Source organism: Pseudomonas sp. FSL W5-0203 (genome assembly GCF_001896155.1).
Classification (GTDB): Bacteria; Pseudomonadota; Gammaproteobacteria; order Pseudomonadales; family Pseudomonadaceae; genus Aquipseudomonas; species Aquipseudomonas paracarnis.
The window spans coordinates 224,331-250,332 of the sequence record NZ_MPOR01000003.1 but is presented as its reverse complement, the minus strand read 5'-3'; the positions used below and the strand labels follow the sequence as shown (position 1 = coordinate 250,332).

Here is a 26,002-nt window from a genome sequence, read left to right as displayed (position 1 = left end):
TTACCCCTTGCCAAACGCGCCAAACAGCCCGCACAAAGAGCCCGTTATGCGTCTGGCGCCAGATGCTTATGCACAATCGGTTGGTAACGGTTGTCCCGAAACAGCCATTTTGTGCAGCAGTTCTCAACACGCTGCAACTGCCTGTTTTGTGTGCATTTTATTTTGTGAACAAAAAATAACCAGGCCGGCTTTGGGTGTGAAGTGCCTATATCTAGGGCCTCTGCAAACTATTCATCAACAGAGTTATCCACAAGGCGCTTGTAGGATTTTTTGCCCTTTATTCGCGCTCGGCCAGCACCATCAGGTTGCGAGGGGTCAACGATGGTTCGCAGAAGCTGCCGACCTCGACGTTGTAGCCCTGTTCCACCATGAACAGTGCCCGGTCCAATACCAACCACAGTTCCAATGGGCGTCGAAACAAGCCTCTCACTAACTCAAGGTTGCGCACTTCGGCCAGGCGCTGCCAGCCGTGGGCTTCCAGCGTCGTCCAATCCTGTTCACCTGTGGATAAGCCCTTGAGGCTCGCCAGTTCCTGGCAGTAGTCGGCAAAGGATTTATCCAGCCAACTGGCGGGCAGGGAGGGTGTCGGCAGGTAGTCGTCGCAGCCGCGCACTTGCCGCTGTAGTTGGTCAAAGCCCAGGCGCCTGGCCATGGAGGTGTCTCGTTGTTGGCGTACACGGTTGCCGGCGGTGACGGTTTCGCTCAGGGGCAGGCCCAGGTCATCAATCGACAGTTGCAGCAGTGAGGCGCGCCCGGCGGCGGAGACGGCCTGATAACGGTCGGCGGTGATGCGGTTGTAGCAGCAGGGCGCCAGGGCCAGTTGTTTGCAGCCGGCGGCGCTGGCCAGTTGCAGCAGGCGCACATGCAGGTCGCCGCAGGCATGCAGGGCGACCGGTGTGTGTTCGGGCTGGATCGCGACATCCGCCATGACGTCTTGGAGGTGATGGGTTGCGTGGAGGTCGTGGCGATCACTCAAGGCTTGGCCGGAGGCGATGAGGGCGGGGTCGTACTCCAGGCAGGTCAGTTGTTGACCGGGTTGCAGCAGGCGACGTCCGAGGTGGCCTTTGCCGGCGCACCAGTCCAGCCAGTGGGCAGGCGTTTGGGCAAAAGTCAGCGCGGCGCCGAAGGCTTCGATCTGTTGCCATTTGCGCCCGGGCACGTCGACATTCAGGCGATGGCGAGCGGGCTCCAGGGTGTGCGTGGGTAACTTATCCACAGCGCCGAGGCGCAGCGCGCGAGCGGCCAGCTGTGGAAACGGTGCGGGCGCGGGCAGGTCGTGGGGTTGGTTATGACTGGCTTCAGCTTCGGCCAGCGAGCGCTGACGCAACCACCGGGATAATTCCGGATGCTCGGTTTCCCAGGGCAACTGCAACTGGGTAAAGGGCCGTGGTCGCCACAGCCCTTGGTGCTCGATCAGGAATGCATCCAGTGCCTGGAAGCGTGCCTCAACGTCCTTGGCATGCATCGACGCGCAGCCATTTTTCCAGCAGTTTGAAGCCGCGCACCAGCACGTAGGCCATCAGCAGGTAGAACAACCCCGCAGCGAAGAAAATCTCCACCGGCAGGTAAGTGCGCGCAATGATGGTGCGCGCCATGCCGGTCAGTTCCAGCAGGGTCACGGTACTGGCCAGGGCGCTGGCCTTGAGCATCAGGATCACTTCGTTGCTGTAGGCCGGCAGGCCAATACGCGAGGCGCGTGGCAGAATGATGTAGAACAGCGTCTTGGGCTTGGACATGCCCAGGGCCCGCGCCGCTTCGATTTCTCCCGGCGGGATGGCCTGGATCGCACCGCGCAGGATCTCGGCGATATAGGCGGCGGTGTGCAGGGTCATAGTGGCGGTGGCGCACCAGAACGGGTCGCGCAGGTACGGCCACATGAAGCTGTTGCGCACGGCGTCGAACTGCGCAAGGCCGTAATACACCAGGAACAACTGCACCAGCAGCGGCGTGCCACGGAAGAAGAAAATGTAGCCGTAGGGCAGGGCGCTCACGTACCAGCGGCGCGAAGAGCGGGCGATGCCGAGTGGGATCGCCAGCAGCAGACCGGCGATCACGGCGATTGCCACCAGCTCCAGGGTCAAGGTTGCGCCCTGGGCCAACTTCGGCAGCCACTTGATGATCACGGCCCAGTTCAGGCCCAGGTCAAAGTGCGATAGCCAGCTGTAGTCGCCGCTCATTGGGTGCTCCTTGCAAAGCCGCGGGCGGCGCGTTTTTCCAGGAAGTGCATGCTGGTCATCGCCAGTACGGTCAGGCCCAGGTACATGAATGCGGCGACCATGAAGAAGGTGAAGGGTTGCTTGGTCACGGTCACGCCGATTTGCGCATGGCGCATGATTTCTTCCAGGCCGATTACCGACACCAGCGCGGTGTCTTTCATCAGGATCATGAACAGGTTACCCAGGCCCGGCAGGGCGATGCGCCACATCTGCGGCATGATCAGCCGGGTGAAAATCCGAAACTTCGACAGCCCCAACGCCACACCGGCTTCGCGGTGCCCCTTGGGAATGGCGAGGATCGCGCCGCGGAACACTTCCGTTGCGTAGGCGCCGAAGCACAGGCCCAGGGCGATGACGCCGGCGGCGAAGGCACTCAGCGACAGGTCGGGGTTGCCGAAGAACTCACCCAGGGCACGCATCAGATTGACGGTGCCGAAGTAAATCAGCAGCACCCACAGTAATTCGGGAATACCGCGAACGATGGTCGAATACGCACCGCCCAGCCATTGCAGCGGCTTGTACGGCGAAGTCTTGGCCAAGGCGCCGGCAAGGCCGAGCACCAGCCCCAGGCACAGGGCCGTGAGCGCCAGTTTGACGGTCATCAGCGCGCCGGCGGCGAGCGCCGGGCCGAATCCGTAGAGATCGAAATTCATGGTGTTTTCATATCGCGGCAGGCATTGCTAAAAGCCAGCGCGCTCGCAGGAGCGCGCCGGGCAGGCCGTTCAGATCATTCGATGCTGAACGGGAAGTACTTGTCGTTGATCTTTTTGTAGGTGCCGTCTGCCTTGATCTCTGCCAGGGCTTTGTTCAGGCGCTCGCGCAGCGGGTCGCCCTTGCGTACGGCGATACCGATCTTGTCGCTTTCTACCACCGGGTCGCCTTTGAATTCATAGGCCGAACCGTCTTTGCTCTTGAGCCATTCGTACTGCACGTACTTGTCAGCCAGGATGCCGTCGAGGCGACCGGAGGTCAGGTCGAGGTAGGCGTTTTCCTGTGTGTCGTAGAGCTTGGCTTCGGTGTCCGGCAGCTTGTCTTCCAGGTAGGTACCGGCCAGCGTTGCGCGCTGTGCACCGATCACCTTGCCTTTGAGGTAAGTGGCGTCGGTCTTGAAATCCGCAGTGGCTTTGGGCGCAATGAACTGCAGCTTGTTGGAGTAGTACGGGTCGGTGAAGTCCACCGCCTGCTTGCGCTCGTCGGTGATCGACAGCGAAGACACCAGGAAGTCGAACTTCTTGGCGTTCAGGGCGGGGATGATACCGTCCCAGTCGGACACATACACTTCGCACTTCTCGACTTTCATCTTGGCGCACAGGGCGTCGCCGATGTCCTTGTCGAAGCCGACAACGTTACCGCTGGCGTCTTTATTGTTGAACGGCGGGTAGGCCGCTTCGATCCCCATTTTCAAGGTTTCTGCCATGGCCGTGGCGCTGAACGCCATCGAGACGGCCGCGGCCAGAAGGAATTTCTTATAGGTCTGCATGCATGTTGCTCCGTTAGCGGTTGCTGGACATGAATTGTTTGCAGCGCGCCGAAAGCGGGTTTTCAAACACCTGCTGTGGCGATCCTTGCTCTTCGACCAGGCCCTGGTGCAAAAACACCACTTCGCTGGATACCTGACGGGCGAAACCCATTTCGTGGGTGACCAGCAGCATGGTGCGGCCTTCTTCGGCCAGTGCGCGGATCACATTAAGTACTTCCTGAACCATTTCCGGGTCAAGCGCCGACGTCGGCTCATCGAACAGGATGACTTTAGGTTGCATCGCCAGGGTGCGGGCAATCGCCGCCCGCTGTTGCTGGCCGCCGGAGAGTTGCGCAGGGTAAGCGTGGCGCTTGTCGGCAATACCGACCTTGGCCAGCAGGGCCTCGGCCACTTCTATGGCTTCTGCCTTGCTTTGGCCGAGCACGCGACGAGGGGCCTCGATGATGTTGTCGAGGATGCTCATGTGCGGCCACAGGTTAAAGTTTTGAAACACAAACCCGATTTCGCTGCGCAGGCGGTTGATCTGCTTGCCGTCGGCGGCCATCAGTTCGCCGTTTTTCGCGGCCTTGAGCTTGAGTTCTTCGCCGGCCACCAGGATCTGGCCCTGGTGCGGGTTTTCCAGCAGGTTGATGCAGCGCAGGAAGGTGGACTTGCCGGAACCGGAGGAACCCAGGATCGAGATCACATCGCCGTCGCGAGCGGTCAGCGAGATACCCTTGAGTACCTCAAGCTCACCATAGCGTTTGTGCAAGTTGCGGATTTCAAGCGCGGGCGTGGCCTCGGCCATGTGCGGTCCTCATTGTGTTCGTTGCGATCTTCGCTGTTGGGCCGCCTTCCTGGCGAGGCGCCAAGCTAGCATAGCGTTTGGATGACAGCCAACAGCGCTGCGGACGGTTAACCGATGGTCTGCGGCAGGGTGTCGCATCGGCGCAGTAGCGTGTCGCGCCATCAACAACCTACAGACGTTTGAACCGGAAAGATCCACAGGCTTCGCGTAAAAAAGGGCGCGATGGTGCCAGCTTTGGCCGGGTGTTGGAAGGGTTAACCGGGCAAACGGTCCATATCAGCCCGTTTATGGGGCGTCATGTACTTTTTGTGTGTGTTTTTGGTGCGTCGGTGTGCCGAGAATTTGAGTCGCACGGTAACGCTATAGCGGAATGCCATTGTTCTCAATGACTTGCGATAGATGGCGAATTGTCCTACAGCCCCCGTCAACTCTGGCTCTGAAATATTTTGGCGCAAATCTTGCGTAAAAAATAAAGAACGCCCTGTTGGATTCTTTTCACGAGAAAGGCTGCAGGCCGGGCGAACCGTTTTCGCAATTCCTCGCAAAGGTGTGTCAATGAGTAGTACGCAAAGCTCCAATGACCTCGAACAGGGGCTCAAACCGCGGCACGTCACCATGCTGTCGATTGCCGGCGTCATTGGCGCCGGTTTGTTTGTCGGCTCCGGCCATGCGATCGCTGCTGCCGGCCCGGCTGTACTGTTGGCCTATGCAGCCGCCGGTACACTGGTGGTCTTGGTGATGCGCATGCTGGCCGAGATGGCCGTTGCGTCACCCGATACCGGTTCGTTCTCTACCTATGCCGACCGGGCAATCGGCCACTGGGCCGGTTTCACCATTGGCTGGCTCTACTGGTGGTTCTGGGTGCTGGTGATTCCGTTGGAGGCCAACGCAGCGGCGACCATCCTGCACGCCTGGTTCCCCGACGTGGCGATTTGGGCGTTTACCCTAATCATTACGTTGTTGCTGACTGCAACCAACCTGTTCAGTGTGAAGAACTACGGTGAGTTCGAGTTCTGGTTTGCGCTGATCAAAGTCGTTGCGATCGTCGGCTTTGTGATCCTCGGCCTGGCCGCGATCTTCGGCTTCTTGCCCACCAGCCAGGTCAGCGGTGTTTCGCACCTGTTCGATACCCAAGGGTTCATGCCCAACGGCATGGGCGCGGTGTTGGCGGCGATCCTGACCACCATGTTCTCGTTCATGGGCACTGAGATTGTCACCATTGCTGCCGCCGAATCGAAGAACCCTGGCCAGCAAATCACCAAGGCCACCAATTCGGTGATCTGGCGGATTGGTTTGTTCTACCTGTTGTCGATCTTCATCGTGGTCTCCCTGGTGCCTTGGAACGATCCGACCTTGGCTGCCGTAGGTTCCTACCAGACTGTGCTGGAACGCATGGGCATTCCGAACGCCAAGCTGATTGTCGACCTGGTGGTGCTGGTTGCCGTGACCAGCTGCCTCAACTCGGCGCTGTACACCGCGTCGCGCATGCTGTTCTCCCTGGGCCGTCGCGGTGACGCACCGGCCGTGGCCAAGCGTACCAACAAGAGCGGCACGCCTTACTGGGCAGTGTTGCTGTCTACCGGCGCTGCGTTCCTGGCGGTATTTGCCAACTACGTCGCCCCGGCGGCCGTGTTCGAATTCCTGCTGGCCAGCTCCGGCGCCATTGCGTTGCTGGTGTACCTGGTGATTGCCGTGTCGCAACTGCGCATGCGTCAGAAGCGTGCGGCGGCGGGCGAGAAGATTGTGTTCAAGATGTGGTTGTTTCCTGGCCTGACGTACGCGGTGATGGTGTTTATCGTCGGTACGTTGACCATCATGCTGTTCCAGGAAGCGCACCGGGTCGAGATCATCGCCACCGGGATTCTGAGCTTGCTGGTGGTGTTGGCGGGGTTGGTGGTGGCGAGCCGTCGCAAGGCTCAAAGAGTGGGGGCTGCGGCGCTTAACTGATACGCCGCTATTGAAACTGTGGGAGCGGGCTTGCTCGCGAATGCGCTAGACCAGTCAATAATTGAGTGACTGTCAGAATGCATTCGCGAGCAAGCCCGCTCCCACATTTTTATTTTGCGTCAGTCGGGGGCGTTGGCCAGCGCCTGGGACGCCGCCACGTAGTCGGCCTGGAACTGCGGCGACTCAATCCACGCCAATGCGGCGGCTTCATCATCGCTGTCCGTCGCCCACTGCCGATACTCGATCAGCGCCGCCAGGATAAAGTCGGTCGCTTCCTCTTCGCCTTCCTGCTCCAGCACCAACGCCAGCAACGGGTGCGCCAGGAACACCGCACACAGCGCCTGCTGGCTGATCTCGCCGGCGGTACGCATTTCGACGAACAGTTCAGTCAAATCCACCGACTCAAGGTCGATGCGGCTGTCGTCGCCAGCAAAAGCATCCGGCTTGTGCGCCACGGCGCGCTGGGTGCGGTTTTGCTTGGCCTTGGCTTTTGCCCGGTGGGCGCGTTTTTGCTGCTTGTTTGGCGAGGCCATGGGCTTAACGTCCTTGGGGTCTGGGTTTAGAGGGTGTATTGAAGCGCAGGTTGGGGTAAATCCCAAGGGTTTCTCGGGCGGCAATGATTGCTGTAGTGCTCGACCTTATCTGCGCGGGTACTTAGGCTGACAGTCTATGGATCCACCAGAGCCCGCCCATGACCCGTGACACCCTGGAACACCATCAGGTCCCGATCTACTTCGTTGCCGTCTTTGCGGCCGTCACGTTTGGCCTGCTCTGGCCCTTGTCGGCGCAGGGCCTCAGTCTTTGGGTGACCCCTGCCATCGCCGTGCTGATGTATGCGATGTTTTTGCAGATACCCTTTCTTGAGCTGCGCCAAGGCTTGGGCAACAAGCGCTTCATGGGGGCCTTGCTGCTGGCCAATTTCATCCTGGTGCCTTTACTGGTGTGGGGGTTGACCCGCGGCCTGGTGGAGCGCCCGGCGTTGCTGGGGGGCGCTCTGCTGGTGTTGCTGACGCCCTGTATCGACTACGTGGTGGTGTTTACCCATATCGGCAAGGGCGACTCGCGGTCGATGCTGGCGGCAACCCCGCTGCTGCTGTTGCTGCAACTGCTGCTGTTGCCGGTATACCTAGGGTTGATGTTGGGCGAGCAATCGGCCGTGGTGGTGGCTGCGAGGCCGTTTGTCGAGGCGTTCTTGGGGCTGATTGTGGTGCCGATGCTTCTGGCGGTTTTGACCAGCACTCTTGCGCGGCGGTCGAGCATAATCAGTCATTGGAACAGTGCCTGGGCGTGGTTGCCGGTGCCGGCGATGGCGTTGGTGCTGTTTGTCGTGCTCGCTTCGCACATCACGGCGGTAATGCAGGATATCAATGTGTTGCTGCCAGTTATTCCGGTCTACGTGGCCTTTGTGTTGCTGGCGCCGTTGATGGGCATTGGAGCTGCGCGCCTGTTCGCACTGCCAGCTTTGACGGCGCGGGCGGTAACGTTCAGTGCGTCGACCCGTAATTCGCTGGTGGTTTTACCGTTGGCGCTGGCCCTGCCGGAGGATGTGCGCGGCTTGGCCGCAGCGGTGGTGGTCCTGCAGACCCTGATCGAGTTGGTTGCCGAGTTGGTCTACGTTCGCCTGATCCCGGCAGTGGTGTGGCCCTCCAGTCGGTAACCGCGTGAATGTTCAGGTCTGTTCAGGCGCCATTCAGGGGCGCGTTCGGCACCATACGCCAGCGCTTCCCACCTGACAGGTCACCCGATGGATCACCGCAACCGTTTTCGCCTGGAGTCACTGGGTATTTTCCTGGTCGCTCTCTTGTTGTTCACAGTAGGCATCTGGGATCAGCAGCCCCAGGGTTTTGACGGGCGGTGGGCGCTTTTCCTGCAGGAAATGTATCGCCATGGCGCGAGTCTTTTCCCCACCACCTACGGCCAGCCCTATGCGGATTACCCAGGCACCGCGACCTTCTTCAGTTATCTATTCGCCCGCTTGTTCGACGCGCCGAACCACTTGGCGAATGTGCTGCCCACGGCGCTCGCCTCGGCGGGTGTGATCGCGCTGATGTATCGTCTGCTGGCACCCTACAGCCGTGCCTGGTCGCTGCTGACGATGCTGCTCACGCTGCTCACCGCCCAGTTGCTCGAAAAGTCGCGCTCGGTGTGCCTGGACCAGATGGTCGCGTTGTTATGCGTGGGCAGTTTCTATCTGCTGCACACCGGCGAACGCCTCGGGTCACGGCTGAGGCAACTGGCGGTGTTCCCGTTGTTCATCCTGGGTTTCGCCATACGTGGGCCGCTGGGGTTGATTGAAGTCTGCGGGGTGGTGTGTGTGTATTGGGCGTTGGGCAAACCGGGGGTGCGTGTCCGGCAGATCCTGATCCACGGCGTTGTCGGCCTGGTGTTGCTCGCCGCGTGCTGGTGGTTATTGATGAAGCTTGCGCGGTTCAGTGGTGGCAATGCGTTTGCCGATGAAGTCTTCAAGATGCAAGTCGGTGGGCGTCTGGATGAGTCGGGTGAGCCGTTTTACTTTTACTTCCAACTGAGCTTGTACCGCTACTTCCCGGTGGTACCGCTGGCGTTTGCAACCCTGTTTGCGTTGCGCCATCGCTGGCCCGAGCGTTGGGGCAATGAGCACCTGCAATTGCTGGTGCGGTTCGGGGGCTGCGGCTTGATGATTCTGCTCGGCCTGTCGGTACCGCACTTCAAGCGCGCTTATTACATTCTGCCGATGGTGCCGATGTTTGCGGCTGTCGCTGCCTACGGGCTGCTGCATGCGCAAGGCTGGCTGGTGGGCGTGCGTCGTGGCTACGAATGGCTGGTCGCGGCGCTGCCGGCGTTGTGCGTGGTTGTGTTGTTTGTGTGTCGACACGCCTGGCACAAGCAGGGCTACTGGCCGGAGATTTCCTTGCCGTTGATGATCGGCGTGCTGGTGGTGCTGCAAGCCGCAGCGTTGATTGCCTGGCAGCGAGCATGGCGGTTGGTGTGGCTCAGTCTGATCGCCCTGGCGGCGCAATGGCTGTTGCTGGTGACGGTGATAGAGCCGGCCAAGGACCTGCAATTCGATACTCGGCGGTTTGTCAGCCAGGTGGAGGCGTTGCGCCAGGCGCAGCCGGGCCCTTTGGTATTTGTCGACCTGGCACGGGATACCTGGGCGGTGCGCTACATGATGAACCTGGATCACGATGAACAGCCGCTGTTTGTCGGGCGACACGAGCTTGAGAAATTGGCGGCGCTGCCCCGGCCCTCGTGGGTGATCGTGTCGCGCAAGGAGACCGCGCTGTTGAAGGGGTCGCCGGTGGAGCACTTGGCGCCGAGCTATCAAGGGCGCTTGAATGACAACCCGTTGATGGTGTTTTTGCTCAAGTAAGGAGGCCCTTGAGCCAAGGGCCTGTCGAGCAGATGATTATTTGCAACGGAAGCTTTCAGGCATCGTGACCGTATAGTTGCGCTGCACGCGGTCCTGGAAATTCAGGTTCTGCAAACCCTGCTGCACCAGGAAGGCTTCGACCTTGGCGGCTTGGCAGTCGTCGTTATAGGACGACGCCCTTAGCAGGTAGACAGCGCGCCTGCTCACTTCATCACGAGCGGTGACCCGGAAGGTGGTGAGCGTGGTGTAGCCGGTGCGCTCCGAGGTCCCTACCGGGCCGTAGGAGGTGTTCGGGGTGCTGGTGCAGGTCAGTTGGTCGGTCTTTTTCTTGTTCTTCTTGCATTGGGTGGTGGTGCTGTTTGCCACTTGCCCGTATTCGGTGGCGGTGTAGCGATACGTCACCTGCTTGCTGTCGACATCCAGGGTAACGGTCATTTTGATCGGCGCGTGGTTCTTGGGCAGCGTGGTGTCGGTGAAGACATTGCGAAAGCCCTGATCCTGCATGGCGCGGACCATGTCACGCAAGTAGTAGCGGGCGTTGAGCGAGTTTTCGTCACTGCCGCCAGTGGAGGTCACCAGCACGGTTGCCTGTCGGTCAAAGTGGTAGTCCGGGTCAGGCGTTGCGTTGATTGCTACGTCCAACTGCGTGGCACACCCACTGAGCAGGGCGGTCAGTATGAATAAGGTGCAAAGCAAGAAGCGGGTCATGAAAAAACCTTACAACTGAGATTTGGGTAAAGGCTGAACGATTGAGTCCAGCCAAAAATAACCCTCAATCGTCTTCCTGCGACATCGTGTCCGTAAATGCGTGAGTCGTATTAAATCGCAGGCAATAAAAAACCCCAAGGAACACATTGTTCCTTGGGGTTTCTCGGTATTTTGGTGCCCAGAGACGGAATCGAACCGCCGACACGGGGATTTTCAATCCCCTGCTCTACCGACTGAGCTATCTGGGCAACGGGGCGCATTAAACGGGTTTTTCAGGGGGTCGTCAAGCAAGTTTTCAAAAAATATTTAATTATTACCGTCGCTTACGTGCAGACCCCGGTTTTTGATCAATTATTGAGCAGGTGGGACGTAGCCTTCGGCCTGGGCGTATTCCTCGCCGGAAAAGAACTTGTCCATTTCGCCCTGCAGGTATTTGCGGTCTTCGGCGTTCATCATGTTCAGGCGTTTTTCGTTAATCAGCAGGGTCTGGTGTTTTTGCCAGTCGGCCCACGCCTGGGCGGAAACGTTATCGTAGATGTCCTGGCCTTTGGCACCCGGAAAAGGGGCACGTTCCAGGGCTGGCAGTTCTTCTTTGTACTTACGGCACATAACGGTGCGGGTCATGACGAAACTCCTGCGTTCAATACGTCGGCCGCGCGCTTGAGCAATGTTTTTACCGGGGCGGCAAGGCCCAGGCGCGGCGGGGTGGCGAGGTTATACCAGAGCCAGTCGGCCTCGGCCACGTGATGGGCGGTTTCCTCGACCTGGACCAGCCAGGGTTCGATGGCCAACTGGAAGTGGCTGAAGGTGTGGATCAGCCCCGGCAGTTCCTGATGCTTGCCCAGCGCGAGTGCATGCTGGTTGGCCAGGTGGTCAAGGTCGCCCAGGTCATCCAGCTCCGGCAAGCTCCACAAGCCGCCCCACAAGCCCGTAGACGGGCGACGGTAAAGCAGGATCGCGCCCTCGGTGTTCGCCAGCATGGGCATCAGCGTGCGCTTTTGCGGGATGGTCTTGCGCGGCTTGGGGGTCGGGTAACGTGTCTCCAGGCCGAGCATGTGGGCTTCGCAGCCTTTTTCCAGCGGGCACAGCAAGCAACTGGGTTTGCTGCGAGTGCAGAGCGTGGCGCCCATGTCCATCATTGCCTGGGTGTAGGCGTTGACGCGGGTATGGGGCGTAAAGCGCTCTGCAGTGGCCCACAGCTGCTTGGCCACCTTGGGCTCGCCAGGGTAACCCTCTTGCGCGGTAAAGCGGGCCAGCACGCGTTTGACGTTGCCGTCGAGGATCGGCGCGCGCAGGCCCATGCTCAGGCTGGCTATCGCACCAGCGGTGGACAGGCCGATGCCCGGCAGCTCGGTGAGCTTTTCGACGTCGCGGGGGAATTCGCCGCCGTATTCGGCCACCACGATCTTCGCGGTCTTTTGCAGGTTGCGTGCCCGGGTGTAGTAGCCCAGGCCCGTCCACAGGTGCAGCACTTCGTCTTCCGGCGCGGCGGCCAGGGCTTCGACCGTGGGCAGGGACGCCATGAACCGGTCGAAATAATTGAGCACGGTGCTCACTTGGGTCTGTTGCAGCATGATCTCCGACACCCACACCCGATACGGCGTGATGCCCTGTTGCCAGGGCAGGTCGTGGCGGCCGTGGCGGTCGTACCAGTTCAGCACCGCCTGTGAAAACTGCTCGTTTTTCATCGGTTGAACAGGCCTTTCAATGCGTCTTTGAGCTTGGGATTAACCTTGTCGAGTTTCTCTTCCAGCTTCTCGTTCAGGCGATTGCCGGCCGCCTTGAGGGCGACCTGGCCCAGGCCGTCCTTGTCCAGGCGGCAGGCTTTGGCGCCCAGCTCCAGCGGGCCACGGCAGCGCAATGGCACTTCAATGCCCTGGAAATTGGCGCCGACCTGGCAAGCCGGGTCCGGCACCTCGCGCTTGTCGCCTTCAACGATGATACCGACGCGGTAATCCATGCCCAGCACGCGCAAGTCGACATCGCCATTGCCATTCACCGTCAACCCAGGGATGCGCACTTTCAGGTCGGGGTTGCTGGCCACGCCGTTACGGAACGTCAGGTTGCCGCGCAGTTCCTGGAAGGGGGTGTCCTTGCCCGGCGGCACAGTGCTCAGGGTCTTGCGGTTGAGCAGGGCGATCCCGGTGCAAACCTGCTGCTCGATGTTGGCGTTGAGCAACACCCCATTATTGATCACAAAGCTGGCGGTGCCGTTGAGGCTGTCGATCAATGCCTTCTGGCTGTTGCCGCGCCCGGTCAGGTTGCTGTCCAGCGTGACCTGGCCTTTGACGGGCGGGTTTTTCCCCTGGGCCTGCAGGATTTTCTCAACCGGTACTTGCTTGATATGGGTTTGCACGGCCAGAAGCGGGAGATCCTGGCGCACATCGAGCGTGCCGTTGGCCTGGAAGGTGCCGTTATAGAGACCGCCGCTCAGGGTGTCGAGCTTGAGCTGGCCGTCGATGCCGGAGGCTTTGAGTACCGCGTTCTGGATCGGCAACTGGCTCAGGGTGAGTTGGCCGAACGCAAGGTCGGCGTCGATATCCAGGCTGCGCAAGCGGGTCAGCGGCAGCAGTTTGTCGGTACTCCAGGCGCCTTTGGTCGGGGCGTCCGGCAGCGGCGTGTTGCCGCCAGCCGCCATCGCACCGGCCTCGCTGCTCTGCACTTCGGCCTGGCGAGCGGCGGTTGCGCCTTTGGCTGCTTCGGATTTGGCCGGCAAGTAGTTGTCGGCATTGAAGGTATCGGCCTTGAGCTGTACCCGCAGGGACTGCTTGGCGAAATCTTCTACAGCGACACGGCCGCTGAAGGTGCTTTCGTCGAGTTTCAGGTTCAGGTTTTCCAGGGCCACGCTGTTGGGCGTGCCCTTGAGGCGGCTCACCAGTTCGACCTTGCTCAGGCTGCCCGGTGCCATGGCCGGCAGCGGGTGGCCGATGCTTTCAAGGAACTTGGCGAGGTCGAACTGGGCCACAGACAGCGCGCCACTGACCTGCGGGGTCTTGTCCACGTCGTTGACCTTCAGTTCGCCCAGGGCCCGCAACTGGTTGGCCGACAGCTTCAGGTTGGTCCATTCGGCGACGTTGGCCGCCAGGTCCACCAGCAGTTGGCCCTGGGTAGAGAAGCTCACGGTCTTGCCTTGCAGCGGCTCGCCGGTGGCTTCACCGCTAAAGCGCATGTCTTCGAACTGGTAGCGCTTGAGGGCCCGCTGGATGCGCAAGTTGCCGTTCAGCTCGGTCTTGACCCGCATCAGCGGCTGGTTGCTACCCAGGAACGCCGTGAGTTTCAGCGGAATGCTGGCGCCTTCGTGGATGGCTCCGGCGCTCAGTTGGATGCTCTCGGCACTCAATTGCTTGCCGGTCTGTTCATCGGTGTACTCAACACGAGCGTTGTTGATGGTCAGGCTGTCGATGTCCAGGCGGATCGGCTGCGGCGGCTTTTCCGGCTTGGTTTCAGCCACGGGTTCGACTGGCGCGGGAGCGGGGGTGCCTGTGGTTTCGTCGGGCAGGTTCTTGCCGATGTCTTCCCAGTTGCCGTGGCCCTGTTTGTCGCGGTTCAGGCGCAGGTTCAAGCCCTCGACACGCACATCGCTCATCTGCACTTCGCGGCGCAGCAGTGGCAGTACGCGTACCGACAGGCCGAGCATCTGCAAGTCGGCGAAAGGTTGGGTGGGTGCGGTCAGGGTCGCGACGCTGGCCTCGTGCAGTTCCAGGCCCAGCCAGGGGAAAAGGCTCCAGCCGATATCGCCATTGAGCGTCAGCTCGATGTGGGCCTTGTCGCGGGCTATCTGGCGAATTTCTTCTTTGTAGTCGTTGGGATCGAAAAGGTGGGTCAGGGCAAAGCCGAGCGCCACAATGATCAGCAACAGCCCCAGAAGTACCAGACCCAGGATTTTGCCGAACGCTTTCATGGGCGAGTCCTTGTATGTCGAATTCAAAATTTAGCCGCAGAGTATAACGCCCGAAGGCCGGCGTCAGTTCACGGATCGTTACATTGTATCCACCGGCGTGGAAATGGGATTTTGACGTCAGAAAAATACAGATAATCCAAAAAAGGTAGTGGCAGTTTGATTTTTCTGTCATCCACTGGTGCTAATCTCTGCACGTTCGTCCGCCTTCTGCGACTTAAGGTCGCGCCTAAAAGGGAGCTTCACTCAACAAAACGGCCACGCTTTGCGTGCAAGGCCGAGGGAGAGAGCGCCTGACGGACGCATACCAATAACTGGGGGAAACACCAATGAGCACTAGCACTGTGGCCGGCACTGCCGCCGCACAGCCTGCGTTCCTGTCCAAGGAGCGCATCATCGCCAAGCCGGGCTTCAACCGCTGGCTGGTTCCACCGGCCGCCCTGGCCATCCACCTGTGCATCGGCATGGCCTACGGCTTCTCGGTGTTCTGGCTGCCGTTGTCCAAGGCGCTGGGTATCACCGCACCGGTGGCCTGCGCGCCGGACATGAGCTTTATCGCCCAAGTCTTCTCGTCCCAATGTGACTGGCCCATCTCCATGCTGGGCTGGATCTACACCCTGTTCTTCATCTTCCTGGGCTGCTCGGCAGCGATCTGGGGCGGCTGGCTGGAACATGCCGGGCCACGCAAGGCCGGCGTTGTCTCGGCGTTGTGCTGGTGCGGTGGCCTGCTGATCTCGGCGCTGGGTATCTATACCCACCAGATCTGGCTGATGTGGATCGGCTCCGGTGTCATTGGCGGTATCGGCTTGGGCCTGGGCTATATCTCGCCCGTTTCGACCTTGATCAAGTGGTTCCCGGACAAGCGCGGCATGGCGACCGGCATGGCGATCATGGGCTTCGGCGGCGCGATGGTGGGTGCGCCCCTGGCTGCGGCACTGATGGGCCATTTCTCTTCGCCCACCAGCGTGGGCGTATGGCAGAGCTTTGTGGTCATGGCGGCGATTTATTTCGTGTTCATGATCGGTGGCGCCCTGCTGTATCGCGTACCGCCGACCGGCTGGAAGCCTGAGGGCTGGACCGCGCCGGCGAAAAAAGCCAGCAATGCGATGATCACTCACCGTCACGTGCATGTGAATGTGGCGTGGAAAACCCCGCAGTTCCGCCTGGTATGGCTGGTGCTGTGCCTGAACGTGTCTGCCGGTATCGGCATCTTGGGCATGGCCTCGCCGCTGCTGCAGGAAGTGTTCGGCGGCAAGTTGTTGGGTGTTGATGTGCCATTCGGCCAATTGGATGCGGGCCAGTTGGCCTCCATTGCAGCCATTGCCGCTGGTTTTACCGGCCTGTTGAGCCTGTTCAACATCGGTGGCCGGTTCTTCTGGGCCTCGTTCTCTGACTACCTGGGGCGTAAAAATACCTACTTCGTGTTCTTCGCCCTGGGCTTTGCCCTGTACGCGCTGATCCCGAACCTGGGGCATCTGGGCAACGTGGCGCTGTTTGTGGCGGCGTTCTGCATCATCCTGTCGATGTACGGCGGTGGTTTTGCCACGGTTCCGGCCTACCTGGCCGACCTGTTCGGCACCCAGATGGTTGGCGCGATCCACGGTCGCCTGTTGACCGCCTGGGCCGCTGCGGGCGTGTTGGGCCCGGTGCTGGTGAACTACCTGCGTGAATACCAGTTGAGCATCGGCGTTGAACGCGCCGCGGCCTACGACATCACCTTGTACATCCTCGCCGGCTTGCTGGTGCTGGGCTTCATCTGCAACCTGCTGGTGCGCCCGGTGGCCGATAAGTACTTCATGACTGATGCAGAACTTGCCGCCGAACAGGCGCTGGGCCATGACAAAGGTGCCGATGCCACCACCGTGCTGGAGTGGAAGGCCTCCGCCGCCAGCAAGCCGCTGGCGATTGCCGCGTGGCTGGTAGTGGGTATTCCGCTGGCGTGGGGTGTGTGGGTGACCCTGCAGAAGACGGCGGTACTGTTCCACTGACACCGCAATAAGGGTGGGCCCGGCTCCTGTGGGGCCGGGCTAATGTGGGAGCTGGCTTGCCTGCGATACAGGCACCTCGGTGTACCAGTTGCCTCGCAGTGATGCTATCGCAGGCAAGCCAGCTCCCACAAAAGCCAGCTCCAACATAAGCCCATGCTCACATGTATGCACATGTCTATCCCCGACATTCCTCGCTCCAACTCGTCAGTCTTATCCCCTTCGTTGTTTCTGTTTAGCGCCTGCGCCCCTATAATGGCTGCCTTTTTCGCCCAATGATTTTGCGGAGCTGGTGATGGCCGAACGTAAGGCATCTGTCGAGCGCGACACTCTGGAAACCCAGATCAAAGCCTCGATCAACCTGGATGGCACCGGAAAGGCCCGATTCGATATCGGTGTCCCTTTTCTTGAGCACATGCTGGACCAGATCGCCCGTCACGGGCTGATCGACCTGGATATCGTCGGCAAAGGCGACCTGCATATCGACGACCACCACATGGTGGAAGACGTGGGCATCACCCTCGGCCAGGCGTTTGCCAAGGCCATCGGCGACAAAAAAGGCATCCGTCGCTACGGCCATGCCTATGTCCCGTTGGATGAAGCGCTGTCCCGGGTGGTCATCGACTTCTCCGGCCGCCCGGGTTTGCAGATGCACGTGCCTTACACCCGCGCGAACGTGGGCCGTGGCTTTGACGTTGACCTGTTCCAGGAATTCTTCCAGGGCTTTGTCAACCACGCACTGGTCAGCCTGCACATCGACAACCTGCGCGGCACCAACACCCACCACCAGATCGAAACCGTGTTCAAGGCTTTCGGCCGCGCGTTGCGCATGGCTGTGGAAGTCGATGAGCGCATGGGCGGGCAAATGCCGTCGACCAAGGGCGTTCTGTAATGCAGACGGTCGCGGTTATCGATTACGGCATGGGTAACCTGCACTCGGTGGCCAAGGCCCTTGAGCATGTAGGTGCCGGCAAGGTGCTGATCACCAGCGATGCCAACGTGATTCGCGAAGCCGACCGCGTGGTGTTCCCCGGCGTTGGCGCGATTCGCGATTGCATGGCCGAGATCCGCCGCCTGGGCTTTGACAGCCTGGTGCGCGAAGTCAGCCAGGACCGCCCCTTCCTCGGTATCTGCGTGGGCATGCAGGCTTTGCTCGACAGCAGTGAAGAGAACGGCGGTGTCGACTGCATCGGGGTGTTTCCGGGCCAGGTGAAGTTCTTCGGCAAAGACCTGCATGAAGAGGGCGAGCACCTCAAAGTCCCGCACATGGGCTGGAACGAAGTGCGCCGCACCGTCGACCACCCGCTGTGGCACGACATTCCGGACATGGCGCGTTTCTACTTCGTGCACAGCTACTACATCGCCGCCGGTAACCCGCGCCAGGTGGTGGGTGGCGGGCATTACGGCGTCGACTTTGCCGCCGCGCTGGCCGATGGTTCGCGCTTTGCCGTGCAGTTCCACCCGGAGAAGAGCCATACCCATGGCCTGCAATTGCTGCAGAACTTCGCCGCGTGGGATGGTCGCTGGTAATGGCCAAGAAACCGAAGCCGCCGATCTTGAACCTCACGCCCGAGCAGGAGCGTGCGGCCACCGACAAGATCAAACGTTTCATGGAAGACCGCTTCGAGCTCAAGCTGGGTTCGTTCGAGGTCGCCGAGATTCTTGAGCTGTTCACCACCGAAGTGGCGCCGCATTATTACAACAGGGCGGTTTTCGACACGCAGACGCTCCTTAAAGAAAGGTTCGAAAGCATCGAAAGCGACTTGTGGTCGCTTGAGAAACCCTGATTTCCCAAGCATTGCTGAATATCGAATAAGGTTTGCCAGATGCTGATTATCCCCGCTATCGATCTCAAGGACGGCGCTTGTGTCCGCCTGCGCCAAGGCCGCATGGAAGATTCCACGGTGTTCTCCGATGACCCGGTGAGCATGGCTGCCAAATGGGTAGAAGGGGGCTGCCGTCGTCTGCATCTGGTGGACTTGAACGGCGCCTTCGAAGGCCAGCCGGTCAATGGCGAGGTGGTCACCGCCATCGCCAAACGCTACCCGAACCTGCCGATCCAGATCGGCGGTGGTATCCGCTCCCTGGAAACCATCGAGCACTACGTCAAGGCGGGCGTGAGCTACGTGATCATCGGCACCAAGGCCGTGAAAGACCCGGCCTTCGTCGCCGAAGCCTGCCGCGCGTTCCCCGGCAAGGTTATCGTCGGCCTGGATGCTAAAGACGGCTTTGTTGCCACCGATGGCTGGGCTGAAATCAGCACCGTGCAGGTGATCGACCTGGCCAAACAGTTCGAAGCCGACGGCGTGTCCGCCATCGTTTATACCGACATCGCCAAAGACGGCATGATGCAGGGCTGCAACGTTCCGTTCACCGCAGCCCTGGCAGCGGCCACCAAGATTCCGGTGATCGCCTCGGGCGGCATTCACAACCTGGGTGACATCAAGTCGCTGCTGGACGCCAAGGCTCCAGGCATTATCGGCGCCATCACCGGCCGTGCGATCTATGAAGGTACCCTGGACGTCGCCGAAGCTCAGGCTTACTGCGACGCCTACAACGGCTGAGGACTGACCATGGCGCTGGCCAAACGCATCATCCCTTGCCTGGACGTCGACAACGGTCGTGTGGTCAAGGGCGTCAAGTTCGAGAACATCCGTGATGCCGGCGACCCGGTAGAAATCGCCCGTCGCTACGATGAGCAAGGTGCCGACGAGATCACCTTCCTCGACATCACCGCCAGCGTCGATGGCCGCGACACCACGCTGCATACCGTCGAGCGCATGGCCAGCCAGGTATTTATCCCGCTGACCGTGGGCGGTGGCGTGCGCACCGTGCAAGACATCCGCAACCTGCTCAATGCCGGTGCGGACAAGGTCTCGATCAACACCGCCGCCGTGTTCAACCCCGAGTTTGTCGGCGAAGCCGCACAACACTTCGGCTCGCAATGCATCGTGGTGGCTATCGACGCCAAGAAGGTGTCCGGCCCGGGCGAAACCCCGCGCTGGGAGATCTTCACCCACGGCGGGCGCAAGCCTACCGGGCTGGACGCGGTGGAGTGGGCGATGAAGATGGAAGGCCTGGGCGCCGGTGAAATCCTGCTGACCAGCATGGACCAGGACGGCATGAAAAACGGTTTCGACCTGGGCGTCACCCGCGCCATCAGTGATGCCCTGGGCATCCCGGTGATCGCGTCGGGCGGCGTCGGCAACCTGCAACACTTGGCCGATGGCGTGCTCGAAGGCCATGCCAGCGCGGTGCTGGCGGCGAGTATTTTTCACTTTGGTGAATACACCGTGCCCGAGGCCAAGGCCTATATGGCGGCGCGCGGTATCGTCGTGCGCTAAACGCTGCTGGACACCATGGCAGGCTCGCGGCACTCTCTGCGCTTGCCATGGATTCCGGTAGCCTTCATGTTCAAACACCTGCTGCTCGCCCTCGCCAGTTCCTCCATGTTCATGGCGGCTACGGCACACGCCGAACAACCGTCTGACGCCTCCCTGGTGTTGCTGACGGAAAATTTTCCGCCCTACAACATGGCGAAAAACGGCAAGAACTTCGCCAAGGACGAGAACATCGAAGGCATCGCCGTAGACATCATGCGCGAAACCTTCCAGCGTGCCGGCATTTCCTACAACCTGACCCTGCGCTTCCCGTGGGAACGAATCTACAAGCTCGCCCTGGAAAAACCCGGTTACGGTGTGTTTGTGATGGCGCGTCTGCCAGACCGTGAAGCCTTGTTCAAATGGGTCGGCCCCATCGGCCCGGATGATTGGGTAATGCTGGCCAAGGCCGACAGCAAGATTCAGCTAGAAAGCCTGGAGCAAGCGCGCCGCTACAAGATTGGCGCCTACAAAGGCGACGCCATTGCCGAAAGCCTCGACAAGCAGGGGCTCAAGCCGATGGTCGCCCTGCGTGACCAGGACAATGCGCAAAAGCTCATGGAAGGTCAGATCGACCTGTGGGCCACCGGCGATCCTGCCGGGCGTTACCTGGCGCGGCAGGTGGGGGTAAACGGGCTCAAGACGGTGTTGCGGTTCAACAGTGCGCAGCTTTACCTGGCGTTGAACAAGGACGTGCCGGATGAGGTGGTGGTCAGGCTCCAGGCCGCATTGGATGAGTTACGCAACAGCGGCCGTATAGACGAAATCATGGCGCGTTACCTCTGAAGTCGGCAGGATGAACATGATCAACAATGTGGGAGCGGGGTTGCCCGCGATAACATTGGATCAGCCAATACCTGTGTGACCGACACTCCGCCATCGCGGGCAAGCCCGCTCCCACAGTAGATCTTTGCGATCTTCCTTAACGGTAAATACCGTCCTTGCCATGCCCGGCCATCGCCCGATTACTGCGCACGCTGATCATCAACTTGATATCGATCCACTCCACGCCCTGGGCCTTGAGCTTGGGCAGTTCGCGCTCCAGCACCGCCAGCGTCTGTGGGTAAGGATGCCCGATCATGACTGCCGAACCCTGCTTATGTGCCAGTTTGATCGCGGTCTGCAGTTGCGTGGTAATCGCTGCCTCGGTGCGTTCGTCATCGAGAAATACATCCCGCGACACATGGGCCAAACCGATCTTCTGTGCCTCGGCGGCGGCGACGGTTTGCGCACTGGTGCGGCTGTCGACGAAGAACTTGTGACGCCGTTGCAACTCACCCATCAGCCAGGCCATCGCTACCGGTTGTGCAGTCATGCGGCTGCCCATGTGGTTGTTGATACCGGCGGTGTAGGGCACGGCTTCAAATGCCGCGTCCAGGCGCTTGCCCAGTTCTTCGAAGGACAGCTCCGGGTGCCAGGCGAATGGACCGGTGGCCGGGTCCATAGGCATGTGCAGGATCACGATCTTGCCAGCCTTGTGGGCCTCACGGGCAAATTCGGCGGCGTGGGGCGTGTCCGGCATGATGGCGGCGGTCACCGGGCCGGGTAGCGCAAGCACGCGACGATCCCGAGGCAGGTTTTGCCCCAGATCGTCGATGATAAGCGTCAGGTAGGCTTTGTGCGGTTCGCCGGCAGGGGCCGCTTGAGCGACCCCTGCCAGGCTGCACAGCACAGCGAAGATCAGGGCAAAGCGCATGATCAACGGCTGCGGGTGATGCTCAAGCCCTTGAGCAGGCTGAGTGCCTGGGCCAGTTGGTAGTCATCGTCCTGGGGCATCGGCTTGGCCTTGGCGCGGCTGCCGGTTGGCTGGTCGGCGCCGCCGTTGCCATTGCCCAGGTGACCTTGCAGATCGGCCTCTTTGTAGTATTCGCCATCGATCTCGTTGGTGATCTTGGCGCGGCGTACTTCGATGTCCGGCACGATGCCCTGGGCCTGGATCGAGCGGCCGTTAGGCGTGTAGTACAGCGCCGTGGTGATCTTCAGTGCGCGTTCGTTGTTCAGCGGCAACACAGTCTGCACTGAGCCTTTGCCGAAGCTGGTGGTGCCCATCAGCACGCCGCGCTTGAGGTCTTGCAGGGCGCCGGCGACGATTTCCGAGGCCGAGGCGCTGCCGCCGTTGATCAGCACCGCCAACGGCACGTTTTCGCTCAAGTCGTTGCCGGTGGCCGAGAAGCGCAGTTCGGAGTTGGCAATCCGGCCTTTGGTATAAACGATCAGGCCCTTGGTGACAAAGTGGTCGACCACTTCAACCGCCGACTGCAACACGCCGCCTGGGTTGTTACGCAGGTCAAGCACGATGCCGTTGAGCTTCTTGCCGTTGTCTTTGCGCAGCTTGGCCAGGGCCTTGGCCACTTCGTCGCCGGTCTTGACCTGGAACTGGGTGATACGGATGTAACCGTAGCCCGACTCCAGCAACTGGCTCTTCACGCTCTTGACCGTGATGGTCGCACGGGCCAGGGTCACGTCAAACGGGTTGCCGCCGTCGCGTACCAGGGTGAGGGTGATCTTCTGGCCGAGCTTGCCGCGCATCTTGTCGACGGCTTCGGTCATGGTCTGGCCACGGGTCGGCTGGCCATTGATCTTCACGATCAGGTCGCCGGCCTGGATGCCGGCCTTGGACGCTGGGGTGTCGTCGATGGGCGAGACCACTTTGATCTGGCCGTCTTCGGAGCCCACTTCGATGCCCAGGCCGCCGAACTCACCACTGGTGCTTTCCTGCAGCTCGGCGAAATCTTCCGGGCCCAGGTAGGCGGAGTGCGGGTCGAGGTTGCTGAGCATGCCCTTGATGGCATTTTCCAGCAGGGCCTTGTCGTCTACGGGTTCGACATACGCTGCCTTGATCCGGTCCATGACCTCGGCAAAGGTGCGCAGCTCGTCCAGCGGCAATGGCGCCTTGGTCGTCGCAGCCATGGCAGGTGCAGCCGGTGCGGCCTGGTCGGCAAAAGCCAGAGGCGCGCCGATCACCAGAGCGATCGTCAGGGCCAGCGAAGTGAGGCGGGACAAATGCAGCATGTCGAACGAACTCCTAATGTAGATGCGACCCTATCCTTGGGACCGGCACCATTGTGCAGGGTCGCTCGGGCGGCCCTGCTGACGAATAGCAAAGTACAGCGCCGGGGTGTCCTGACCACCACTGTTACCGACAGTGGAGATGGATTCACCGGCTTTTACAACATCACCTGCCGACTTGAGTAGTGTCTGATTGTGGCCGTAAAGGCTCAAATAGCCATTACCGTGGTCAAGAATCACCAGCAAGCCGGCGCCCCGCAACCAATCGGCGAACACCACGCGCCCACCATGCACGGCGTGGACCTGGCTGCCGGCAGAGGCGCTGATCATCACGCCGTCCCACTTGGCACGGGTGTCATCGCCACGGGTTTCCCCAAAGCGTGCCAGTAATCGACCATCAACCGGCCATGGAAGTTTGCCCCGAGCTGAAGCAAAAGGGCCACCGAAGGACTCGCCACTGCTGGAAACCAGCGGGCCAGGGGCTGCACGCGCCGGTTTGCGCGGGGCCGGAGCGTCGCTGGTGGCAGCCAGTTCGGCCTCACGCTGACGCTTTTTTTCGGCTTCCTGCTGGGCGATCAGCGCTTTTTGCCGCGCTTCTTCGGCCTCGCGTGCCTGGCGGGCCAGGGTTTCTTCGATAGTCTTGAGGACTTTGGCCAGGTCGGCCTGGTCCTGCTCGCGTGCCTGGAGCTTGGCGTCGCGGGCTTTTACGTCGCTGTTGAGCTTGGCCAGGGCCTGCTGGCGTTCCTTGCGCACCTTGTCCAACTGATCACGCTGGGTGTCGAGGGCGGTTTTCTGGTCGAGCAGTTGCGATTGCTGGTCGGCAATCTCCTGCTCGACATTGGCCAATTGGCGCAGGGTTTCGTTAAACCCCTTCAATTGCGCCAGGCGTGCCTGGCTCAGGTAGTCGTAATAGGTGAGGGTACGGGCGAATTTTTCCGGGTTCTGCTGGTTGAGCAGCAGCTTGAGGTACTCCTGGCGGCCGCTCTGGTACGCCGCACGGGCCTGGATCGCGATCAGGCGTTGCTGTTCAACGCGTGCGCTCTGGAGTTTTTTTTTCTCAGCGTCGAGTCGCTCCAGTTCCGACTCGCTCTTCTTTAGTTCTTTTTGCAGCTCCTGGACCTGCTTCTCCAGCTTGCCCATCTCGGTTTCCGTGCCGCGCAGGTCTTTCTGCACCCCGGATTTTTCTTCCTGGAGCTTGCCGAGCAGTTTTTTCAGCTCGGTAATGTCCTGACGCGTAGCGTCCAACTGTTGTTGGGTTTGTGCGCGCTCATCGGCAAATGCCGGTTGGAGCAGGCAGACAAGAGCAAGAGTGATCAAGGCGCGAAGCATAGAGGCGGGCGACACCAGGGGAAAAGGACGGCCTAGTATGCCCGCCAAGCGCTGCAAAAAAAACGCCCAATTGGGGCGGTAGGGCAAGATAGCCGCCGAGTGGCGATGGTATGGCAAAAAGACATCTATCAAACACCACAAAACCAATGTGGGAGCGGGCTTGCCCGCGATTGCGGTGGGTCAGCGACATAGATGTCGACTGATTAGCCGCTATCGCGGGCAAGCCCGCTCCCACACTGTTTTGTGGCGCACTTTGGATCAGACCAGGATCGAGGTCCCGGTCATCTCCTTCGGTTGCTCCAGCCCCATCAGTTTCAGCATGGTCGGCGCCACATCCGCCAGCACGCCACCTTCCCGCACTTTCAGGTCACGTTTGCCGACATAGATGAACGGTACCGGCTCGGTGGTGTGGGCTGTGTGAGCCTGACCAGTGGATTCGTCGGACATCTGTTCGCAGTTGCCGTGGTCGGCGGTGATCAGTGCTTCGCCGCCGACTTTTTCCAGCGCGTCGACGATGCGGCCAACACATTTATCCAGGCATTCCACGGCCTTGACCGCCGCTTCCAGGTTGCCGCTGTGGCCAACCATGTCGCCGTTGGCGTAGTTGACGACGATCACGTCATAACGCTGGTGATCAATGGCGTCGACGATCTTGTCGGTCACTTCCGGTGCGCTCATTTCCGGCTGCAAGTCGTAGGTAGCGACTTTTGGCGACGGGATCAGGATGCGCTCTTCGCCGGGGAACGGCTCTTCGCGGCCACCGGAGAAGAAGAACGTCACGTGGGCGTATTTCTCGGTTTCGGCGATGCGCAGTTGGGTCTTGCCGTTCTTGGACAGGTAGTCGCCCAGCACGTTCTCCAGGCTGCCCGGGGCGAATGCCGACGGGGCCGGGATGTTGGCGGCGTATTGAGTGAGCATGACGAACTCGACGTTCGGCTGGCGCGCGCGTTCGAAGTCCTTGAAGCCTTCATCGACGAACACATGGCTCAGTTCACGGGCGCGGTCGGCGCGGAAGTTCATGAACACCACGGCGTCGCCGTCTTCGACCTTCACCGGTTCGCCGATGGTGGTGGCTTTGACGAATTCATCGCTTTCACCGCGGGCGTAGGCCGCTTCCAGGCCTTCCTGGGCGGTGGCTGCGTTGAATTCGGCCTGGCCGTCGACGATCAGGTTGTACGCCTGGGCGACACGGTCCCAGCGGTTGTCGCGGTCCATGGCGAAGTAACGGCCCACCAGGCTGGCGATACGGCCCTTGCCCAGAGCGGCGAAGGTGGTATCCAGCAGTTCGATGGAGGATTGCGCGCTTTTAGGCGGCGTGTCGCGGCCGTCGAGGAAGGCGTGCAGATAGATTTTGTCAGCGCCGCGCTTGAACGCCAGTTCGGCCATGGCGACCAAGTGATCCTGATGGCTGTGTACGCCGCCGTCCGACAACAGGCCCATGAAGTGCACGGCCTTGCCCGCGGCAACGGCTTTATCGACCGCGGCGCAGATGGTCGGGTTCTCGAAAAACTCACCCTCGCGGATCGCTTTGGTCACACGCGTGAAGTCTTGATATACCACTCGTCCGGCGCCGAGGTTCATGTGGCCGACTTCCGAGTTACCCATCTGGCCCTCCGGCAGGCCCACGTCCATGCCGGAACCTGAGATCAAACCGTTGGGAACCGTTGCAGTCAGGCGGTCCAGCACGGGCTTGTTGGCCGAGTACACGGCGTTGTCGTGGTGGCTTTCACTGTGTCCGAAGCCATCGAGAATTATCAGGACCAAAGGTTTAGGCGTGGTAGTCATAGATCCTCTCGCGGCGGTAATAAAGGAAGACAATGGAAAAGGGAGTGGCAGTTTAAAGCGAAGTTCCGAGCGCGTCACCGCTTTACGGGGGTTGGCCCTCCTTGGCGGCTGTGTATACTTACCGCC

Annotated in this window: 24 protein-coding genes and 1 tRNA gene; 10 read left to right on the top strand and 15 right to left on the bottom strand. The window is 60.6% G+C overall.

Annotated elements, in window-relative coordinates:
- Nucleotides 1-277: 277 nt before the first annotated feature.
- From BOP96_RS04915 to BOP96_RS04895, 5 genes are all read right to left on the bottom strand, one after another.
- Nucleotides 278-1,465, bottom strand: coding sequence for a methyltransferase (locus BOP96_RS04915; protein WP_073451975.1), 1,188 nt, complete (start codon nt 1,463-1,465; stop codon nt 278-280).
- A complete protein-coding gene (locus BOP96_RS04910; RefSeq protein WP_032803763.1) occupies nt 1,446-2,135 on the bottom strand; it encodes an ABC transporter permease in 690 nt (229 codons plus the stop codon). The genes BOP96_RS04915 and BOP96_RS04910 overlap by 20 nt, the downstream gene beginning before the upstream one ends.
- Nucleotides 2,136-2,173: 38 nt before the next feature.
- Complete coding sequence (locus BOP96_RS04905; RefSeq protein WP_005783890.1) at nt 2,174-2,869, bottom strand: ABC transporter permease; 696 nt, start codon at nt 2,867-2,869, stop codon at nt 2,174-2,176.
- A gap of 74 nt (nt 2,870-2,943) precedes the next feature.
- Complete coding sequence (locus BOP96_RS04900; RefSeq protein ID WP_014716503.1) at nt 2,944-3,696, bottom strand: ABC transporter substrate-binding protein; 753 nt, start codon at nt 3,694-3,696, stop codon at nt 2,944-2,946.
- Between the two features lie 13 nt (nt 3,697-3,709).
- The gene (locus BOP96_RS04895; protein WP_010213906.1) at nt 3,710-4,483 is read right to left on the bottom strand and encodes an ABC transporter ATP-binding protein; all 774 of its coding nucleotides are present in this window, start codon (nt 4,481-4,483) and stop codon (nt 3,710-3,712) included.
- Between the two features lie 555 nt (nt 4,484-5,038).
- Here BOP96_RS04895 and gabP point away from each other — a divergent pair.
- Nucleotides 5,039-6,430 carry a GABA permease gene (gene gabP / locus BOP96_RS04890; RefSeq protein ID WP_020302403.1) on the top strand — a complete coding sequence of 464 codons (1,392 nt, stop codon included), beginning with the start codon at nt 5,039-5,041 and terminating at the stop codon, nt 6,428-6,430.
- 119 nt (nt 6,431-6,549) lie between these two features.
- Here gabP and BOP96_RS04885 read toward each other — a convergent pair whose 3' ends face one another.
- Nucleotides 6,550-6,963 (bottom strand): hypothetical protein, encoded by a 414-nt coding sequence (locus BOP96_RS04885; protein ID WP_014716505.1) that lies wholly within the window; start codon nt 6,961-6,963, stop codon nt 6,550-6,552.
- A gap of 158 nt (nt 6,964-7,121) precedes the next feature.
- Between BOP96_RS04885 and BOP96_RS04880 the strand changes: the two genes are divergently transcribed.
- Both BOP96_RS04880 and BOP96_RS04875 read left to right on the top strand, forming a co-directional pair.
- Complete coding sequence (locus BOP96_RS04880; RefSeq protein ID WP_073451973.1) at nt 7,122-8,087, top strand: arsenic resistance protein; 966 nt, start codon at nt 7,122-7,124, stop codon at nt 8,085-8,087.
- 87 nt (nt 8,088-8,174) lie between these two features.
- Nucleotides 8,175-9,782, top strand: a complete 1,608-nt coding sequence (locus BOP96_RS04875) for an ArnT family glycosyltransferase (protein ID WP_014716507.1) — start codon at nt 8,175-8,177, stop codon at nt 9,780-9,782.
- Between the two features lie 36 nt (nt 9,783-9,818).
- On the opposite strand, the gene BOP96_RS04870 is transcribed toward BOP96_RS04875, so the two are convergent.
- The 5 genes from BOP96_RS04870 to BOP96_RS04850 form a co-directional block, all read right to left on the bottom strand.
- Entirely contained in the window at nt 9,819-10,490 is a 672-nt protein-coding gene (locus BOP96_RS04870; protein WP_038448516.1) for a hypothetical protein, read from the bottom strand.
- 172 nt (nt 10,491-10,662) lie between these two features.
- Nucleotides 10,663-10,738, bottom strand: a tRNA-Phe gene (locus BOP96_RS04865).
- Nucleotides 10,739-10,841: 103 nt separating this feature from the next.
- A complete protein-coding gene (locus tag BOP96_RS04860; protein ID WP_014716509.1) occupies nt 10,842-11,114 on the bottom strand; it encodes an oxidative damage protection protein in 273 nt (90 codons plus the stop codon).
- Complete coding sequence (mutY, locus tag BOP96_RS04855) at nt 11,111-12,178, bottom strand: A/G-specific adenine glycosylase (RefSeq protein ID WP_073451971.1); 1,068 nt, start codon at nt 12,176-12,178, stop codon at nt 11,111-11,113. Before mutY ends, BOP96_RS04860 begins: the two co-directional genes overlap by 4 nt.
- Nucleotides 12,175-14,391: an AsmA family protein gene (locus tag BOP96_RS04850; RefSeq protein ID WP_073451969.1), complete on the bottom strand. Its 2,217-nt coding sequence runs from the start codon at nt 14,389-14,391 to the stop codon at nt 12,175-12,177. The genes mutY and BOP96_RS04850 overlap by 4 nt, the downstream gene beginning before the upstream one ends.
- A 326-nt stretch (nt 14,392-14,717) precedes the next feature.
- Between BOP96_RS04850 and BOP96_RS04845 the strand changes: the two genes are divergently transcribed.
- The 7 genes from BOP96_RS04845 (at nt 14,718) to BOP96_RS04815 (ending at nt 20,539) form a co-directional block, all read left to right on the top strand.
- Entirely contained in the window at nt 14,718-16,376 is a 1,659-nt protein-coding gene (locus BOP96_RS04845; RefSeq protein WP_073451967.1) for an OFA family MFS transporter, read from the top strand.
- A gap of 292 nt (nt 16,377-16,668) precedes the next feature.
- The gene (gene hisB / locus BOP96_RS04840; protein ID WP_003187781.1) at nt 16,669-17,265 is read left to right on the top strand and encodes an imidazoleglycerol-phosphate dehydratase HisB; all 597 of its coding nucleotides are present in this window, start codon (nt 16,669-16,671) and stop codon (nt 17,263-17,265) included.
- Nucleotides 17,265-17,903: an imidazole glycerol phosphate synthase subunit HisH gene (gene hisH / locus BOP96_RS04835; RefSeq protein WP_014716513.1), complete on the top strand. Its 639-nt coding sequence runs from the start codon at nt 17,265-17,267 to the stop codon at nt 17,901-17,903. Before hisB ends, hisH begins: the two co-directional genes overlap by 1 nt.
- Complete coding sequence (locus BOP96_RS04830) at nt 17,903-18,160, top strand: DUF2164 domain-containing protein (RefSeq protein ID WP_014716514.1); 258 nt, start codon at nt 17,903-17,905, stop codon at nt 18,158-18,160. Before hisH ends, BOP96_RS04830 begins: the two co-directional genes overlap by 1 nt.
- A gap of 39 nt (nt 18,161-18,199) precedes the next feature.
- Nucleotides 18,200-18,937 carry a 1-(5-phosphoribosyl)-5-[(5-phosphoribosylamino)methylideneamino]imidazole-4-carboxamide isomerase gene (gene hisA / locus BOP96_RS04825; RefSeq protein WP_003187784.1) on the top strand — a complete coding sequence of 246 codons (738 nt, stop codon included), beginning with the start codon at nt 18,200-18,202 and terminating at the stop codon, nt 18,935-18,937.
- Nucleotides 18,938-18,946: 9 nt separating this feature from the next.
- On the top strand, nt 18,947-19,717 hold the full coding sequence (gene hisF / locus BOP96_RS04820) for an imidazole glycerol phosphate synthase subunit HisF (protein ID WP_003187786.1): 771 nt from the start codon (nt 18,947-18,949) through the stop codon (nt 19,715-19,717).
- Between the two features lie 66 nt (nt 19,718-19,783).
- Nucleotides 19,784-20,539, top strand: a complete 756-nt coding sequence (locus tag BOP96_RS04815; protein ID WP_073451966.1) for a substrate-binding periplasmic protein — start codon at nt 19,784-19,786, stop codon at nt 20,537-20,539.
- Nucleotides 20,540-20,675: 136 nt separating this feature from the next.
- Here the strand turns inward: BOP96_RS04815 and BOP96_RS04810 are convergent, their stop codons facing one another.
- From BOP96_RS04810 to gpmI, 4 genes are all read right to left on the bottom strand, one after another.
- Complete coding sequence (locus BOP96_RS04810; protein ID WP_073451964.1) at nt 20,676-21,449, bottom strand: divergent polysaccharide deacetylase family protein; 774 nt, start codon at nt 21,447-21,449, stop codon at nt 20,676-20,678.
- A gap of 2 nt (nt 21,450-21,451) precedes the next feature.
- Nucleotides 21,452-22,765 (bottom strand): S41 family peptidase, encoded by a 1,314-nt coding sequence (locus BOP96_RS04805; protein ID WP_020302395.1) that lies wholly within the window; start codon nt 22,763-22,765, stop codon nt 21,452-21,454.
- Between the two features lie 30 nt (nt 22,766-22,795).
- Entirely contained in the window at nt 22,796-24,091 is a 1,296-nt protein-coding gene (locus BOP96_RS04800) for a murein hydrolase activator EnvC family protein (protein WP_019819986.1), read from the bottom strand.
- A 258-nt stretch (nt 24,092-24,349) separates the two neighbouring features.
- Nucleotides 24,350-25,876, bottom strand: coding sequence for a 2,3-bisphosphoglycerate-independent phosphoglycerate mutase (gpmI, locus tag BOP96_RS04795; protein ID WP_038448523.1), 1,527 nt, complete (start codon nt 25,874-25,876; stop codon nt 24,350-24,352).
- Between the last annotated feature and the right edge of the window lie 126 nt (nt 25,877-26,002).

Excerpts from the sequence above, each read along its gene's own strand:
- BOP96_RS04830 (WP_014716514.1), top strand. The coding sequence starts at position 17,903 with ATGGCCAAGAAACCGAAGCCGCCGATCTTGAACCTCACGCCCGAGCAG.
- BOP96_RS04805 (WP_020302395.1), bottom strand. The coding sequence starts at position 22,765 with ATGCTGCATTTGTCCCGCCTCACTTCGCTGGCCCTGACGATCGCTCTG.
- BOP96_RS04810 (WP_073451964.1), bottom strand. The coding sequence starts at position 21,449 with ATGCGCTTTGCCCTGATCTTCGCTGTGCTGTGCAGCCTGGCAGGGGTC.
- gabP (WP_020302403.1), top strand. The coding sequence starts at position 5,039 with ATGAGTAGTACGCAAAGCTCCAATGACCTCGAACAGGGGCTCAAACCG.
- hisF (WP_003187786.1), top strand. The coding sequence starts at position 18,947 with ATGGCGCTGGCCAAACGCATCATCCCTTGCCTGGACGTCGACAACGGT.
- BOP96_RS04880 (WP_073451973.1), top strand. The coding sequence starts at position 7,122 with ATGACCCGTGACACCCTGGAACACCATCAGGTCCCGATCTACTTCGTT.
- mutY (WP_073451971.1), bottom strand. The coding sequence starts at position 12,178 with ATGAAAAACGAGCAGTTTTCACAGGCGGTGCTGAACTGGTACGACCGC.
- BOP96_RS04885 (WP_014716505.1), bottom strand. The coding sequence starts at position 6,963 with ATGGCCTCGCCAAACAAGCAGCAAAAACGCGCCCACCGGGCAAAAGCC.
- BOP96_RS04895 (WP_010213906.1), bottom strand. The coding sequence starts at position 4,483 with ATGGCCGAGGCCACGCCCGCGCTTGAAATCCGCAACTTGCACAAACGC.
- BOP96_RS04870 (WP_038448516.1), bottom strand. The coding sequence starts at position 10,490 with ATGACCCGCTTCTTGCTTTGCACCTTATTCATACTGACCGCCCTGCTC.
- BOP96_RS04860 (WP_014716509.1), bottom strand. The coding sequence starts at position 11,114 with ATGACCCGCACCGTTATGTGCCGTAAGTACAAAGAAGAACTGCCAGCC.
- hisA (WP_003187784.1), top strand. The coding sequence starts at position 18,200 with ATGCTGATTATCCCCGCTATCGATCTCAAGGACGGCGCTTGTGTCCGC.
- hisB (WP_003187781.1), top strand. The coding sequence starts at position 16,669 with ATGGCCGAACGTAAGGCATCTGTCGAGCGCGACACTCTGGAAACCCAG.
- gpmI (WP_038448523.1), bottom strand. The coding sequence starts at position 25,876 with ATGACTACCACGCCTAAACCTTTGGTCCTGATAATTCTCGATGGCTTC.
- BOP96_RS04800 (WP_019819986.1), bottom strand. The coding sequence starts at position 24,091 with ATGCTTCGCGCCTTGATCACTCTTGCTCTTGTCTGCCTGCTCCAACCG.
- BOP96_RS04850 (WP_073451969.1), bottom strand. The coding sequence starts at position 14,391 with ATGAAAGCGTTCGGCAAAATCCTGGGTCTGGTACTTCTGGGGCTGTTG.
- hisH (WP_014716513.1), top strand. The coding sequence starts at position 17,265 with ATGCAGACGGTCGCGGTTATCGATTACGGCATGGGTAACCTGCACTCG.
- BOP96_RS04905 (WP_005783890.1), bottom strand. The coding sequence starts at position 2,869 with ATGAATTTCGATCTCTACGGATTCGGCCCGGCGCTCGCCGCCGGCGCG.
- BOP96_RS04845 (WP_073451967.1), top strand. The coding sequence starts at position 14,718 with ATGAGCACTAGCACTGTGGCCGGCACTGCCGCCGCACAGCCTGCGTTC.
- BOP96_RS04900 (WP_014716503.1), bottom strand. The coding sequence starts at position 3,696 with ATGCAGACCTATAAGAAATTCCTTCTGGCCGCGGCCGTCTCGATGGCG.
- BOP96_RS04875 (WP_014716507.1), top strand. The coding sequence starts at position 8,175 with ATGGATCACCGCAACCGTTTTCGCCTGGAGTCACTGGGTATTTTCCTG.
- BOP96_RS04815 (WP_073451966.1), top strand. The coding sequence starts at position 19,784 with ATGTTCAAACACCTGCTGCTCGCCCTCGCCAGTTCCTCCATGTTCATG.
- BOP96_RS04915 (WP_073451975.1), bottom strand. The coding sequence starts at position 1,465 with ATGCATGCCAAGGACGTTGAGGCACGCTTCCAGGCACTGGATGCATTC.